Annotated in this window: 12 protein-coding genes; 4 read left to right on the forward strand and 8 right to left on the reverse strand. The window is 68.7% G+C overall.

The features are described 5' to 3' along the window. Window positions 1-202 precede the first annotated feature (202 nt). Window positions 203-1435, forward strand: coding sequence for an L-2-hydroxyglutarate oxidase (gene lhgO, locus HLA91_RS10945; protein WP_170274692.1), 1233 nt, complete (start codon window positions 203-205; stop codon window positions 1433-1435). A gap of 113 nt (window positions 1436-1548) precedes the next feature. Continuing rightward, window positions 1549-1878 carry a transposase gene (locus tag HLA91_RS10950; protein WP_170274693.1) on the forward strand — a complete coding sequence of 110 codons (330 nt, stop codon included), beginning with the start codon at window positions 1549-1551 and terminating at the stop codon, window positions 1876-1878. Window positions 1879-1899: 21 nt separating this feature from the next. Here the strand turns inward: HLA91_RS10950 and HLA91_RS13685 are convergent, their stop codons facing one another. The 3 genes from HLA91_RS13685 to HLA91_RS10965 all read right to left on the reverse strand — a co-directional run bounded on the left by HLA91_RS13685 (window position 1900) and on the right by HLA91_RS10965 (window position 5018). Continuing rightward, window positions 1900-2544: a DUF4333 domain-containing protein gene (locus HLA91_RS13685; protein WP_204514241.1), complete on the reverse strand. Its 645-nt coding sequence runs from the start codon at window positions 2542-2544 to the stop codon at window positions 1900-1902. Window positions 2545-2804: 260 nt separating this feature from the next. Continuing rightward, the gene (locus tag HLA91_RS10960; protein WP_165884321.1) at window positions 2805-3440 is read right to left on the reverse strand and encodes a class I SAM-dependent methyltransferase; all 636 of its coding nucleotides are present in this window, start codon (window positions 3438-3440) and stop codon (window positions 2805-2807) included. A 66-nt stretch (window positions 3441-3506) separates the two neighbouring features. Continuing rightward, window positions 3507-5018, reverse strand: coding sequence for a helix-turn-helix transcriptional regulator (locus HLA91_RS10965; RefSeq protein ID WP_170274694.1), 1512 nt, complete (start codon window positions 5016-5018; stop codon window positions 3507-3509). A 224-nt stretch (window positions 5019-5242) separates the two neighbouring features. Between HLA91_RS10965 and aceA the strand changes: the two genes are divergently transcribed. Beyond that, window positions 5243-6532 (forward strand): isocitrate lyase, encoded by a 1290-nt coding sequence (gene aceA / locus HLA91_RS10970; protein WP_102162304.1) that lies wholly within the window; start codon window positions 5243-5245, stop codon window positions 6530-6532. Window positions 6533-6682: 150 nt separating this feature from the next. Next, complete coding sequence (aceB, locus tag HLA91_RS10975) at window positions 6683-8320, forward strand: malate synthase A (RefSeq protein ID WP_170274695.1); 1638 nt, start codon at window positions 6683-6685, stop codon at window positions 8318-8320. A 153-nt stretch (window positions 8321-8473) separates the two neighbouring features. Here aceB and HLA91_RS10980 read toward each other — a convergent pair whose 3' ends face one another. The 5 genes from HLA91_RS10980 to HLA91_RS11000 all read right to left on the reverse strand — a co-directional run bounded on the left by HLA91_RS10980 (window position 8474) and on the right by HLA91_RS11000 (window position 14700). Continuing rightward, entirely contained in the window at window positions 8474-9445 is a 972-nt protein-coding gene (locus HLA91_RS10980) for a siderophore-interacting protein (protein WP_170274696.1), read from the reverse strand. Continuing rightward, the gene (locus tag HLA91_RS10985; protein ID WP_170274697.1) at window positions 9442-11616 is read right to left on the reverse strand and encodes an iron ABC transporter permease; all 2175 of its coding nucleotides are present in this window, start codon (window positions 11614-11616) and stop codon (window positions 9442-9444) included. The genes HLA91_RS10980 and HLA91_RS10985 overlap by 4 nt, the downstream gene beginning before the upstream one ends. 59 nt (window positions 11617-11675) lie before the next feature. Next, on the reverse strand, window positions 11676-12653 hold the full coding sequence (locus HLA91_RS10990) for an ABC transporter substrate-binding protein (protein WP_165884325.1): 978 nt from the start codon (window positions 12651-12653) through the stop codon (window positions 11676-11678). Window positions 12654-12849: 196 nt separating this feature from the next. Continuing rightward, window positions 12850-13779: an ATP-binding cassette domain-containing protein gene (locus HLA91_RS10995; RefSeq protein WP_170274698.1), complete on the reverse strand. Its 930-nt coding sequence runs from the start codon at window positions 13777-13779 to the stop codon at window positions 12850-12852. An 87-nt stretch (window positions 13780-13866) separates the two neighbouring features. Beyond that, window positions 13867-14700, reverse strand: coding sequence for a carbon-nitrogen hydrolase family protein (locus tag HLA91_RS11000; protein WP_170274699.1), 834 nt, complete (start codon window positions 14698-14700; stop codon window positions 13867-13869). Window positions 14701-14978 lie beyond the last annotated feature (278 nt).

A 14978-nucleotide genomic window follows, 5' to 3' on the forward strand; every position in this document is an offset into this window, starting at 1 on the left:
ACTTCGGGCCGCGAATCAGCCTTTCCATCCACACCCGCAGACGCCCGCATCCACACCCCCAGCCCGGCGCATCCACACCCGCCACCTCCCCCACGACGGCGACCGCCGCCTCGGGAGCGGGCGAATCCGCGGTGCGCGCACGCGGTCGTGGAGGGCTGGGATGACCCTGGCAGGGGAGCGGGGCGGGTGACATGATGGCGTCATGAAGATCTCACGCATCGCCGTGGTCGGCGGCGGCATCATCGGCACGGCCGTCGCCCGCGAGCTCGCCCACCGCTTCGACGACGCCACTGTCACCCTCTTCGAGAAGGAACCGCATCTGGCCGCTCATCAGACCGGCCACAACTCCGGTGTCGTCCACGCCGGCCTGTACTACGAGCCCGGCAGCCTCAAAGCGAAGCTGTGCCGGGCCGGGGTGGAGAAGCTCGTGCGCTACGTCCACGAGCGCGGCATCCCCTACCAGGAGTGCGGCAAGCTCGTCGTCGCCCACGACACGATGGAGGTCGAGCGGCTGGAGAAGATCCACGAGCGCGCCACCGCCAACGGGGTCCCGCACGTCAAGCTGCTCGACCGGCATGAGATGCGCGAGGTCGAACCGAATGTGCGCGGAGTGCTCGCGCTGCACTCGCCGCACACCGCGATCGTCGACTTCGCTGCGCTGACCGAGGCGCTCGGCGCCGATGTCGAGGCCGCCGGCGGGCAGCTGCGCTTCAACTCCGAGGTCGCTCAGCTCGACACGCTCGGCAGCGAGGTCCGGATCCGCCTGGCGATGCCCGGCGCAAGCGAGTCGATGGTGACCGAGGACGCCGGGTCCTTCGACCTCGTCGTCACGTGCGCCGGCCTGCAGTCGGACCGGCTGGCGGTGAATTCCGGCCTTGATCCGGTGCCGAAGATCGTGCCCTTCTACGGCGACTACTTCATCATCGATCGTCCCGCCGCCGAGGTGGTGCGCGGGCTGATCTATCCGGTCCCGGATCCGAAGTACCCGTTCCTCGGCGTGCACCTGACCCGGCGGGTCGACGGGGCGCTCATGCTCGGGCCCAACGCCTTCCTGTCGATGGGCCGGGAGTCGTACTCGAAGGGCGGGTTCGACCTGTCCGACATCGGCTCGACGCTGGGCTTCAAGGGGTTCTGGAAGTTCGCCTCGCAGAACATTGGGGCGGCCGCCCGCGAGGTGCGCACCGCGCTCAGCCCCAAGGCCTTCATCGAGGAGGCCCGCAAGTTCGTGCCCGACATCGACCCGATGACGGTGCGCAAGGGCCCGCGCGGCGTGCGCGCCCAGGCGATGGACGCCCAGGGCAACCTCGTCGACGACTTCGTCATCACCACCCGCGGCCGGCTCACCCAGGTGCGCAACGCACCGTCGCCGGGAGCGACGAGTTCGCTGGCGATCGCCGAGCACATTGTCGACCAGGCGGTCGCCGACCTGCGCTGAGCCCGGTCAGTGCCGAGGCTCGGGGAGGTGCGCCTGTGCGGCAGTTGACCGGCCGGCCACAGGCCGGTGGTTAAGCTGGAGAGACCCGCACCCTCGACCCCAGGAGCACCGTGATGGCAGGCACCCGACAGAACTACCCGGCTGAGTTCAAGGCCGATGCGGTCCGGCAGGTGCAGTCGTCTGCCCGGCCGGTCGCCGAAATCGCCCGGGACCTGGATGTCAATCCTCGCACGCTGCGCGGCTGGGTGGCAGCTGCCGAGCGCACGGCTGCCGGTTCTGCCGAGGCTGCCCGTGGTGCGGCATCGGATGCGATGCGCGAGGAGCTGGCCGCGCTGCGCGCTGAGAGCGAGCAGCTCAGGGCCGAGAACGCCGAGCTGCGCCGGCAGCTGGAGACGCAGCAGCGCTCCCGCCCGGCAGATGCCTACCGGCTGCGGAAGCGCTGAGTTGCCCTGCTCTCGGCGTGATCAGAAGTCGACGCCGGGGAACTTCAGTTCGTACTTGACGTAGTTTCCGTCGATGCTGGTGACCTTGGCCAGCGGGAAGTACTTCTTGTCACCGGGGACGTCCATCGTGCAGCTGGTCGTTGCGCCGACGTAGTCGGCACGCAGGTCGTTGCAGTCGACGGTGATGCCGCTGATGCCCGACTGCTGCTCAGCCTGCTCCTTGATCGACTTCTCCAGCTGGTAGTCCTTGATGACCGGGGTGCCGTCGGCAGCGGTCGAACCGCTGTTGGAATCCGAGTTGGTGTTCGTGCCCGTGCCGGTGCCTGATCCGGTGCCCGAGCCGGCTCCGCTGCCTGCGTCGGAACCAGAGCCCGATCCGCTGCCCGAGCCCGAGCCGGAGCCAGAACCGCTGCCGGAGCCCGATCCCGAGCCGGTGTTCTGGTCGGTGCCGGAGTCGGTGCCCTGCTGGTTCTGCTGGTCCAGGCTGCTGTTCTGGTTCTCGTCGTTCTGCTGCTGGTCCTCGGGGTTGCGGTCGCGGGTCTGCTCTTCCTGCTGCTGACCATGGGTGTTGCCGAAGCTGATCTGGAAGCCGCAGGCCGACAGGCTCAGGGCGGCGGCTCCGCCGGCGATGACGGTGGCGGTCTTGGTGATGATGGACTTACGCATGGTCGTCTCCTCACGGTGGTGGGAGATCACTGGGGACCTCCACTCATTTCTTCAACTGCCTCCACCGTATGAAGACCTCAGGTGCTGCCTGCGTCGCCTGTGTGCCCGTCACGTGTTCCGTGTGTCAGGCTCGTGACATCCCGCCCACTGGCGGTCTGATCAAGCAGAACCTGCCGTCGACCGAACCGCGAGCAGCCGGCCCGAACCGCGTGCAGCCGGCTCGCGCCTCGTTGGCTCGGACCGGCTGCACTCACGCCCGGTCAGTCGCGGCGGGTGGCGGTGAGGATCAGGTCGGTGAACTGCTCGTCGCGCACCACTGTGTCGACCTGCACCGCAGTGAGGAATTCCACCGCCGAGGCCTCGGCGAGGATCTCCTCGGCGCTCGGTCGCGCCACGGCAGGCGGCGGACCGTGCGGGGACTCCGGTGCGTGCAGGATCCACAGCAGCTGCCCGCCGGGTGCCAGCAGTCGGGCCGCGCGTGTGATCGCCGTGTCGATGCCGTGCAGATAGCCGGCGACGACGAGGTCGTAACGCTCAGCGGTCGTCTCCATCCACGGCACCAGGTCCGCGGTGATGCCGATGAGCGACTCATCCCAGCCCTCGGACTCCGCCCGCTCGCACAGCCGGGCGATCGCTGAGGGTGCGAAGTCGATCGCGGTCGTCTGCAGGCCAGCCCGGGCCAGCGGCGCGGTGTTGCGTCCGGCGCCGCTGCCGAGGTCGATCGCCTTGAGGGTGGCAAGCGCGTTGCCGCGCTCCTCGCCACCGGGGCGAGCCGAGGCATCGGGGAACAGCCCGGCGATCGCCTCCTCAACCTCGGGGTTGGGGTCGGTGCCGTCGACATCGGAGTCGTGATCGGCCCATCGTTCATTCCACATGCTGCGGTTGTCTCGGTCCATCCCCCGATTCTATCGCTCGATACCCTGACGGGTATCAGCCGTTCTCTCAGCCGGTTGTCATCACTCTCAGTCGCCGGACCGGCGCTCGAGGAACTCGTAGACTTCAGTCGTATCGACACCGGGGAACACGCCCGGCGGCAGCGCGGCCAGAAGTGAGGCGTGCATGCGCGCCGACGGCCACGAGGCGTCGGCCCACTTCTCCTCCAGCTCATCTGGAGCCTGGCGGCAGCAGCTCGGGTCCGGGCAGCGGGACTGCGAGCGCTTCGTCGTCTCGCGGCCATCGAACCAGCGCACATGCTGGAACGGCACTCCGAGGCTGACGGAGAAGTCGCCGGCGCCCGGCAGCACCCGGGCGGTGCACCAGTACGTGCCCTTCGGGGTGTCGGTGTACTGGAAGTACGGGCTGAACCGGTCAGAGACCGTGAACACCTGCCGGGAGGTGAACCGCTTGCACCCGTACTGGCCCTCGATCGCTCCGAGCGGATCGGTGGGAAACGGCAGCCCGTCGTTCGAGTAGGCCTTGTGGATGGTGCCCGACGAGTGCACCTTCATGAAGTGCACCGGCAGGCTCAGGTGCTCGGTGGCGAGGTTGGTGAACCGGTGGGCGGCGGTCTCGTAGCTGACGCCGAAGAAGTCGCGCAGCTCCTCCAGAGAAATCCGGCGATTCTTCTTCGCCTCCGTCAGGAACGGCACCGCGGCCGATTCCGGCAGCAGCAGTGCGGCTGACAGGTAGTTCGCCTCGACCCGCTGGGAGAGGAACTCGCCGTAGTCGTGCGGCGGTTGATGGCCGAGGATGTGCGAGGCGAGTGCGGTGAGCAGGTAGGAACGCGGGTCGTGCTCGGCCAAATCCTGATTCGACAGGTACAGCCGCTTGTTCTTCGTATCGGTCACCGACCGCGTCGACTTCGGCAGGTCCGAGACATAGTGCAGGCTGAAGCCCAGATGTTCGGCCAGCCGGGCGGCCTGCGCCTGCCGCAGCGGCCCATCGTCGTAGTCGATGACGTCGAGCAGCTCGGCCGCCGTCTGCTCCAGACCGGCGAAGTAGTTGTTCCTGGCGCGCATGTCCTCGCGCAGCCGCTTGTTCGCCCGCCTCGCTTCCTCCGGTGTGGCCGCGCGCCGGCGCACGAGCTGACTCAGCTGCCTCTGCAGACCGACGATTGCTTCCAGGGCATCCTGCGGCAGCGACTTCGCCCGCACCTGCGGCAGCTGCAGGGACGTATAGAGCGGCGAGGACTGCGCGCGCTCCAGCTCCAATTCCAGGGCGCTGCGCTCATCGACCGGCTCCGGATCGAGCAGCGCATCGGTCGTCGTGTCGAGCGCCTTGGCCAGGGCGGACAGCATCGACAGCGAGGGCTCGCGCTTGCCGTTCTCGATCGTCGAGATCTGCGAGGCCGCGCGGTCGACCCGACGGCCGAGCTCATCGAGCGTGAGCTTCTTGCGCCGCCGGTAGTGCCGGACCTTCTGCCCGATGCTCAGCGCGTCGGCCCCGGCCTGGTGCTCACCGGAGACGCCCGCGCCCCAGGCGGTGGCTGGGGTGCGTGAGGCGGCGATCGCCTCGGTTTGGATGATGTTGCTCATGCTCTTCATTGTGACACACGGCACGAAAAAGCGTGCAGAAGACCAGAATTTCTAACCAGCAGAAGAATGATAAATCTTCTATCCATTTTCGATGGAAATCATGTGGTGCGGGGCACAAGACTAGGGAACACAGCAGAAGAACCGGCCACCGCCTCGGCGGCGGCCACGACTGACAGAGAACCTCAGCGCCAAAGATCCGGCGCAGCTCGCAACAGGAGGACACCATGGCACAGGACAACCAGCAGAATCTGCACGACGTCGACGCGCTGCGCCGCGAATGGGCATCGAGCCCGCGCTGGCAGGGCATCGCCCGCGACTACAGCCCCGAGGACGTCGTCACGCTGCGCGGCTCGGTCATCGAAGAGCACACGCTCGCCCGGCGCGGTGCTGAGCGCCTGTGGGACCTGCTGCACAGCGAGGACTTCGTCAATGCCCTCGGTGCGCTGACCGGCAACCAGGCCGTCCAGCAGGTCAAGGCCGGCCTCAAGGCCATCTACCTCTCCGGCTGGCAGGTCGCCGCCGACGCCAACCTCGCCTCGCAGACCTACCCGGACCAGTCGATCTACCCGGCAAACTCGGTGCCGGCCGTCGTGCGCCGCATCAACAACGCGCTCATGCGCGCCGACCAGATCGAGCGCTCTGAAGGCATCTCCAGCGTCGAGGACTGGCTCGCCCCGATCGTCGCCGATGCCGAGGCAGGCTTCGGCGGTGCACTCAACGTCTACGAGCTCATGCGCGGCATGATCGCAGCCGGCGCCTCGGGCGTGCACTTCGAGGACCAGCTCGGCTCCGAGAAGAAGTGCGGCCACCTCGGCGGCAAGGTCCTCGTGCCGACCGCCCAGCACATCCGCACCCTCAATGCCGCCCGCCTGGCCGCCGACGTCGAGAACGTCCCGAGTCTCATCATCGCCCGCACCGATGCCGAGGCCGCCACCCTCATGACGACCGACATCGACGAGCGCGACCAGAAGTACCTCACCGGTGAGCGCTCGGCCGAGGGCTACTACAAGGTCACCAACGGCATCGAGCCCTGCATCGACCGCGGCCTGGCCTTCGCCCCGTACTCCGACCTGCTGTGGATGGAGACCTCCACCCCGGACCTCGAGGTCGCCAAGCGCTTCGCCGAGGCGATCAAGAGCGAGTACCCGGACCAGATGCTGGCCTACAACTGCTCGCCGTCCTTCAATTGGAAGGCACACCTCGACGAGGACACGATCGCGAAGTTCCAGCGCGAGCTCGGTGCGATGGGCTACAAGTTCCAGTTCATCACCCTGGCCGGATTCCACGCACTGAACTACTCGATGTTCGATCTGGCCCACGGCTACGCCCGCGAGCAGATGAAGGCCTACGTCGAGCTGCAGGAGCGCGAGTTCGGCAGCGAGGACCGCGGCTACACCGCCACCAAGCACCAGCGTGAGGTGGGCACCGGCTACTTCGACCTCGTCTCCACCGCCATCAACCCGGAGTCCTCGACCACCGCCCTGAAGGACTCCACCGAAGCCGCGCAGTTCTGATGCCCATCAGACGGTTCTGACCCCGCCAGAACTGCCGCGCCGCCGGCCGGTCCACCCGGCCGGCGCACCCCACACTCGTTCGACCTCGGCCCTGACGTTATTAGGGGTTCCGTCAGGGCCGGGGTCGATCGGACCTAGGAGAGATTTCCCATGTCACACATGATGATCACCGGCCCCATGCAGCGCGGCTACGAAACTGTGCTGACCCGTGAGGCTCTCGACTTCGTCGCCGCGCTGCACGCGAACTTCTTCGCCCGCCGCCGTGAGATCCTCGCCGCCCGCGATGTGCGCCGGGCCGCGATCGACCACGGCCGGCTGCCGGACTTCAAGGACGAGACCCGCGAGATCCGTGAGGATCCCGGCTGGCAGGTCGCCGGCCACCGCGGCGCCCCTGGCCTCGAAGACCGCCGCGTCGAGATCACCGGACCGGTCTCGGCACCGATGGCGATCAACGCACTGAACTCCGATGCCAAAGTGTGGCTGGCCGATCTCGAAGATGCCACCAGCCCGACCTGGGACAACATCGTCACCGGCATCGGCAACCTCAGCCAGGCAGTCCGCGGCACCCTCGAATTCACCGATGAGGCCAAGGGCAAGCACTACGAAGTGACCAATCCGGCTCCGCCGACGATGGTCGTGCGACCCCGCGGCTGGCACCTGCCGGAGAAGCACCTGCGCTACGTCGACGACCACGGCACCGACACCTCGGCATCGGCCTCACTGGTCGACTTCGGTCTGTTCTTCTTCCACAACGCCCAGGCGCTCATCGACGCCGGCCGCGGCCCCTACTTCTACCTCGCCAAGCTCGAGGCCGCCCGCGAGGCGAAGCTGTGGGACGACGTGTTCAGCTTCGCTGAGGACTACCTCGGGCTCAGCCACGGCACGATCCGAGCGACCGTGCTCATCGAGACGATCACGGCTGCCTTCCAGATGGAGGAGATCCTCTACGAGCTGCGCGACCACTGCGCCGGACTCAACGCCGGCCGCTGGGACTACATCTTCTCGATGATCAAGAACTTCCGCAGCCACCGCGAGTTCGTGCTGCCGGACCGGTCGCAGGTGTCGATGACGGTGCCGCTCATGCGCGCCTACACCGAACACCTCGTCAAGGTCTGCCACAAGCGCGGGGCGCATGCGATCGGCGGAATGAGCGCTTTCATCCCCAACCGCCGCCAACCGGAGGTCACGGAGAACGCCTTCGCCCAGGTGAAAGCCGACAAGGACCGCGAGGCCGCTGACGGATTCGACGGCTCGTGGGTCGCGCACCCCGACCTCATCCCGATCGCCAGGGAGTCCTTCGACGCGGTGCTCGGCGACAAGCCCAACCAGCTCGACCGGCAGCGCGACGACGTCGAGACCACCGCAGCCGACCTGCTGTCGATGGAGGGCCTCGATGCCCAGCCGACCGAAGCCGGCGTGCGCGCCAACATCCGGGTCGGGCTCGGCTACCTCAACGCCTGGCTCTCAGGCACCGGGGCGGCAGCGCTGAACAACCTCATGGAGGATGCTGCGACCGCTGAGATCTCCCGCTCGCAGATCTGGCACTGGATCCACCACGGCGTCATCCTCGAAGACGGCCGCCCGGTCACCCGCCGGCTCGTCGAGCGGATCATGGCCGAGGAGCTCGCAACGATCCGCCGTCACCCGGCCGACCACTACTGCGACGCCGTGCAGATCTTCCGCGAGACCGCACTGGACGACGACCTGCCCGACTTTTTCACCACACCGGCCTACAAGCAGTTCCTCGTCCACCGCCACGCCCGGGAGTACGGGGCGCTGGCCGCATAGCTGAGATCGACCGTCGGAGGATGTCTCCGGCCCTGCAGACAACAGCTGCCGCACCGTGCGAGCCGGTGCGGCAGCTGTTCTGCGTCCAGCAGCTGGTGAGTGCGTGCCGGCAGCGCGCGGCAGGGTGCGTGCCCGCAGCGCGCGGCAGGCCGCTCAGTTGCCGGAGACTCCCGGCTTCCAATAGCCCATGAACGAGCACTGCCGCTTGTCGAAGCTGTGGTCGTTGAGCAGGATCCGCCGCACCTGCTTGACCGTCGGTGCGTCGGCGGCTACCCACGTATACAGCGCGCCGGCAGCCTCGGCTTCCTCCCACAGAAGTGCCTCGCCGCTGTCAGGTTCGGTCTCGCCCGTTCCCGAGGCGGGAGTCGCCATCCGTGCATCCCCAGCCGCCGCATCCGGCCCAGCCCCCGCCTCGGCGCCGGCTGCGGAGTGTGCTGCGGCCCAGGCCGCGACGGCTGCGCACAGCTGTTCCCCGCGCGCGGCTGTCGGCGCGCCGGATTCTGCGAGGCGCGGCAGCCAGGTGATGACATCGTCAGCCCGGCAGTCGAGATCGAGGATGTCGGCTGAGGTGGGCACCTCGATGAAGGCCCGCAGGCGAGCCGGACTGCCGTCGCGCTGTTCGCAGGCGTTGGCGATCGCCGGGACGGCAGTCTCATCGCCGATGAGGACGATCTGCTCGGCAGCACCGGGCCGATAGGCCACGCCGCTCGTGTCATGGCCCGGCACTCGCGCGTCGGGGCCGACGAGGATGACCTCCTGCCCCAACGCCGCGGTGAGGGCGAAGCGGCTGGCGGGACTGGAGGTGCCGTGGGTGACGAAGTCGACGACGACCCGGCCGGCGGCCTGGTCGACTGCCCGCACCGTATAGGTGCGTATCTGCGGGCGGTCCTCCGCCGGCTGCTCACGCCACCAGGTCAGCCAGTCGGGCGCGGCCAGTGCGGCGGCACGCTGACGGTCATCGGCGAGAACGAGCTTCATCCGCTGGTCGAGGCGGGTGCCGCCGAAGGCCCGGAGCGCATCGCCGGCGAAGGTCAGCCGGGTAAAGTGCGGGCTGAGCTGGGTGCGTTCGACGAGTGCGGCAGGGAATGCCGTGTAGGGGTTCTGGGAGCGGTCGGCAGTGGTCATGAGCGGCGCATCCTCCATAGGAGCCAGATGAAGTAGGGACAGCCGATGACAGCAGTGATGAGGCCGGCCGGGATCTGCGACGGGGCGATGACGGTCCGGCCGATGGCATCGGCGATGGTGAGCAGCAGCGCGCCGAGCAGCCCGGCCAGCGGCAGCAGGTAACGGTGGGTGCGCCCGATGAGCAGGCGCGCGGCGTGCGGTGCGACGAGGCCGAGGAAGGCGATCGTGCCGACGCTGATCGTGGCCGCGGCGACGAGGACGAGGGCGCAGGCGACGAGGACGCTGCGGGTGCGTCCGACGTGCACACCGAGCACCTGCGGGGTGGTGTCGTCCATCTGGACGAGGTCGAGGTCGCGGGAGACGGCGGCGAGCACGGAGCCGGTGACGACGATGGCGATGATCATCGGCAGGCACTCGACGGCGGTGGCGCCGTAGGTCGAGCCGGCCAGCCACGTCATCGCCTTCGTCTGATTCCACGGATCGGTTTGCACGAGCATGAGGGTGGTGAGTGCGGTTGCGGCAGCGGAGATGCTGATTCCAGCGAGCACCATGCGGGCATGGTCGAGGCCGGTGCGCGCTGAGATGCCGAAGAGCACCAGACCCACTGCCGAGGCGCCGGTGAGTGCTGCGCACAGGATCGCCCAGAAGCTGGTGGTCCCGGTGATGACGATGACGGCGACCGCCCCAGTGGCTGCGGCGGCGGAGATGCCGAGCACGCCGGGGTCGGCGAGGGGATTGCGGGTGACGCCCTGCAGGATCGCACCGGCCAGTGCGAGGCTGAGCCCGCCGAGAACGGCAGCGAAGACACGCGGCACCCGGGTCTCCAGGATGATCTCGATGCGCACGCTGGCCTGGTGGGTCAGCCAGTTGACGACATCGCCGCCAAGCAGCATCGCATCGCCGACGAGCACCGAACCAGCGATCGCCGCCATCAGCAGGCCAGTGCAGATGGTGATGAGCAGGACGGGGTGGCGCAGACCGAATCCGGTGCCGGCGCGCATCGTGACAAGGGAATCGGAGTCGAAGCCGGAGCGGGCGGTGCAGGCGAGTGCGGCGAGGAAGACCGCGCCGATGATCGAGGTGACGACACCGGTGGGGACCGAGACACCTTGCTGGGAGCCGAGCAGTGCGCGCATGAGGACATCGGCACCGATGACGAGGAAGGCGCCGAGCAGCGCGGAGACGACGATGAGGCTGCGCTGGCGGGTCAGGCCGGGGAAGAATCCCACGAGCAGGCGGGTCAGAGCCGGAGCACACAGGCCGACGAAGCCCACCGGGCCGGCGATCGTCACCGCCACCGCCGTGCACACGACGGCGATGACGAGGAACACCGCCTGCCAAGCCCGCACCCGCACGCCCAGGCTGGTCGCAGCGTCGTCGCCGAGCTGGAGCGCATCGAGGCGTCGGCCGAACAGCAGCAGCGCCGCAGTCGCGCAAGCCAGGACCGGCAGCAGGGTGGTGACCCCCTGGATGCCGGCCTGGCTGAGGCTGCCGGCCCCCCAGGCGAAGAGCCCCTGTGTCTGCCAGGGGAAGAACAGCAGCAGCATCGAGGTCACGGCTGCAAGGCCCAGGGCGATGACCGAGCCGGCCAGCACCATCCGGATCGGTGAGCTGTGCGGTCCGGTGGAGAGGCCGATGACGAGACCTGCGGCGAGCAGCCCTCCGGCGAACGCCACTCCGGCGCTGGAGATGAACGGCAGGCTGACGCCGAAGGCAGCGACGGCGGTGAGAGCGAAGTAGGCCCCGGCATTGACTCCGAGGGTATCGGGCGAGGCCAGGGAGTTGCGGGTGATCGACTGCAGGATCCCGCCGGAGAGCCCGAGGGCGGCACCAACGGCCAGCCCGGCGAACAGCCGCGGCAGCCGCGCATCGATGATGACCGCGCTCGCCTCAGCCGTGGAGCCGGTGAGGGTGCCGGTGAGCGCCTGCCACACCTCGGCCGGACTCAGCTCCGATGTGCCCTGCAGGAGATGGAGCAGGCTCAGCAGCGCCAGCAGCACCGCGACCGGCGTGGTCAGCAGCCCGAGGCGCAGCGCGCGCCGCGACCGGACTGCCCGCGGCGCTCGAGCCGCAGCCCCGGCGTCCATTCCGGCCCCCGCCCCGGCTTCTGCTCCAGCCCCTGCCCCCGCCGGCGCGGCCGACCGACCTGCTGTCGTGGTGCGAATCGTCATGTTCGTGTGATGCCTGTCGTGTGTCGGCTCTGCGTTTCAGCCCTCGGTTCCCCGCCGCGTCACTGCTCGGCGACGATGCCGGCCACCTCGTCGGCGAAGGCTCCGAGCGAGGTGGTGCCGCCGTAGAGCCAGATGCCCGTCCCGGCTGGGGCGACGCGGTCTGCGGTGACGAACGGCAGCCCGGTCCACACCGCGTTCTTCTTCAGGGTCTCCATTGGGTCGCCTTCGTCTGCGTCGACCCAGTACAGGAAGTGCGTGTCGTCCGGCAGCGTGCGCAGACCCTCGACATCGGTCGTCGTCAGTCCGTAGGCTTCATCGCCCTGCTCTGTCGAGGCATCGGTCAGGCCGATCGCCCGGCCCACCTCCGAGGACGCCGATCCGGGGCCGTGGAGTCGGAAGGTCATCGAGTTCGCCTCGTTGTACGGGTACGCGAAGACCATCGGGTCGCCGGTCTTGCCGGCCTCCTCGACACTCTCCTTCGCCTTCTGCAGGGCGGCGTCGAAATCCGCCTCGAGCTCGTCTGCCTCGGCTTCCTTGCCCAGCAGCGTGGCGACATCGTGCTGGTTCTTCTTGACGAGGTCGAACAGGCCATCAGCAGTCGCGGAGTTGAACACGGCGACGGGGGCGATGCGCTCCATCTGCTTCATCGCCTCCTCGGGGATCGAGGAGGTGTCGGCGAGGATGAGGTCGGGTGCGAGGTCGGCGATCGCGTCGATGCTCGGCTCGGTGCGCATCCCGACGTCGACCGGGTCCCCTGACAGCGGCACGCGCGCGGACCACACCCCGTACCCCTTCGGGTCGGCCACGCCGATTGGGTCGACGCCGAGGGACACGGCGTATTCGGTGACGGACCATTCGAGTGTGACGACCTTCTGCGCGGGGGCGTCGAGGGAGACGGGGACTCCGCGGGCGTCGGTGATCGAGACGGGGTCGCCGGTGGCGGCAGTCGGATCGCCGGCCGGCGCGTCGGTCGTGCCGCAGCCGGTGAGGGCGAGGGTGCTAATGAGGGCTGCAAGCCCGAGTGTGCGCAGTTTCATGCTGTTCCTTCTGATGAGGGTTCCCGCCAGCGCAGCTGCCGGCAGGTGGGTGCGGTCGTGGAGTGAGGGTGCCGGTTCCGGCGCCGAGGTCGCAGCGCCGGTGGCATGCGGGCCGGCGCCGAGGCGGTGCTTCCTGGCGCGGCCGTATGTGTGCCGATGCCCCGCCCAGGGCACAGGCGCAGGTGGCGTTTCGGTTTCAGGCCGAGGCGGCGATGGACGGGCCGGCGATCGGATCAGCGGCTCTGTGTGCAGCGGCGCTGTGATCAGCGATGCAGGGCCGCCCAGGATCGAGATCCGTGGCGCTGGGCCGGGCTGCGCCGCTGCGCCGGGGCGGGCGGGGACGCACCTCGATGCGCTCGGCTGCGCGGCTGTAGTCGGTGGTGATGTCGATGCCGTAGACGGTGCTGAGCACCTGGCCGTCGAGCACCTCGGCCGGAGTGCCTGCGGCGGCGATGCGCCCGGCGGAGAGCAGGACGATGCGGTCGGCGACGGCGGCGGCGTGGTTGAGATCGTGAAGCACCACGCCGATGCACACGCCGTGGTCGTGGGCGAGGCTGTGGAGGAGTTCGAGGAGTTCGACCTGATACTTCAGGTCGAGGTGGTTGGTCGGTTCGTCCAGAAGCAGCACCTCGGTGTTCTGCGCCAGGCAGGAGGCGAGCCACACGCGCTGGAGCTGGCCGCCGGAGAGCTCGTCGACGGGGGAGTCGGCGACGGCGGTGACGCCGGTGAGCGCCATGGCGCGCTCAACGACGGCGGCACCATCCGGATCACCGGTGCGGATCCGGCCCTGGTACGGGTGCCGGCCGAGGGCGACGGCCGCGCGCACCGGCAGTCCCTGAGGGACCGGCCGGGACTGCGCAAGCATCGTGAGCCGGCGGGCGAGCTGGCGAGAGGGAAGAGCGGCAGCATCGGTGCCGTCGGAGAACGTCACGCTGCCAGCCGACAACGGCTGCAGTCGGGCGAGTCCGCGCATGAGCGTGGACTTCCCCGAGCCGTTGGGTCCGACGAGGGCGGTGACCCGGCCCGGCTGCAGTTCGAGGCTGACATCGGTGACGACGTCGCCGCGGGAGTAGCCGATCCGCAGCTGTGTGCCGTGCAGACCGGAATGAGTCGAAGATAGTTTCACGTTAGTAAGTTAGGCCTTACTAACGAAGACTGTCAACCGCTGTTCAGGCGCTGTCCCGCCCTGCGGACGACTGCGCCCCGACGGCGCTCAGGTGCGGGCGACCTCGTGAGCGGCTTCGAGACGCGAGTTCTCCAGCACCGGGATCCGCGCCCGGATCTCAGCGACGGAGTCGGTGTCGAGTTCGGCGACGAGCAGCTCGGTGTCCTCCCCGGCGGCGGCGAGCACGCTGCCATCCGGTGCGCTGATGAAGGAGTGGCCGACGCCGGTCGGAGCCTTCGGGTGCACCTCGACGCCGGTGACCTGCGGATCCGCCTGATCGCAGGCGAGGACGAAACTCGTCGAGTCGAGCGCCCGCGCCCGCCCGAGCAGCTGCCACTGCTCGACTTTGCCCTCACCGGCGCCCCACGACGCCGAGGCGACGATCACCTCGGCCCCGGAGCGCGCCAGGGCGGTGAAGAGGGCTGGGAAGCGGATGTCGTAGCAGATCGTCAGCCCGACGGTGACGCCGTCGATGTCCACCGCGGCGAGCGTCTCGCCCGGGGTGACATCATCGGATTCGCGGTGTCCGAAGGCGTCGAAGAGGTGGATCTTGTCGTAGTGCGCCTCGACTCGTTCCCCGGTGGAGTCGACGCCGGTGAGGAAGAGGGTGTTGATGACGCGCTCGCCGGTGCCGGGCCGGAACATGCCGACCGCGGCCACCAGTCCGGCCTCGGCGGTGAGCTCGCGCAACCGCTGTGCGAACGGCCCGTCGAGCTCCTCGGCGTTGGCCTCGAGGTCCGCGCCGAAGGGCACCATCGTCGCCTCCGGGAAGACGACGAGCCGCACGTGCTGAGCTGCCGCATCCTGCAGCTTCTCGGCGATGAGCGCGAGGTTGGCGTCTTTGTCCGGAGTGGTGTTGATCTGAGCGATGGCAACCTTCATTGCGGCTCCTCTTCGGTGGATCTGGGTGCGGATGTGTTCGGTGGACCTGGGTGCGGATGCGGTGCAGGGCTCAGCAGAGCATGTATGACTGCCAGGCTAGGCTGAACAATCCGGTGATTCCAGTGGGGCCCGCTGGGCGGTCGGCGGCACAGGAACGTCGCCGGGTGATTGTGCTCGCAGACCTGAGTATGCACGTCACCTCTCTGGTGAAGTCCTCTCGGGCCACGGGTCGTGGGAACCCGACGGCCTGTTCCTGTGGGCAGGCGCCCCGACGCATA

Source organism: Brevibacterium luteolum, assembly GCF_013004595.1.
GTDB classification, from domain to species: Bacteria; Actinomycetota; Actinomycetes; order Actinomycetales; family Brevibacteriaceae; genus Brevibacterium; species Brevibacterium luteolum.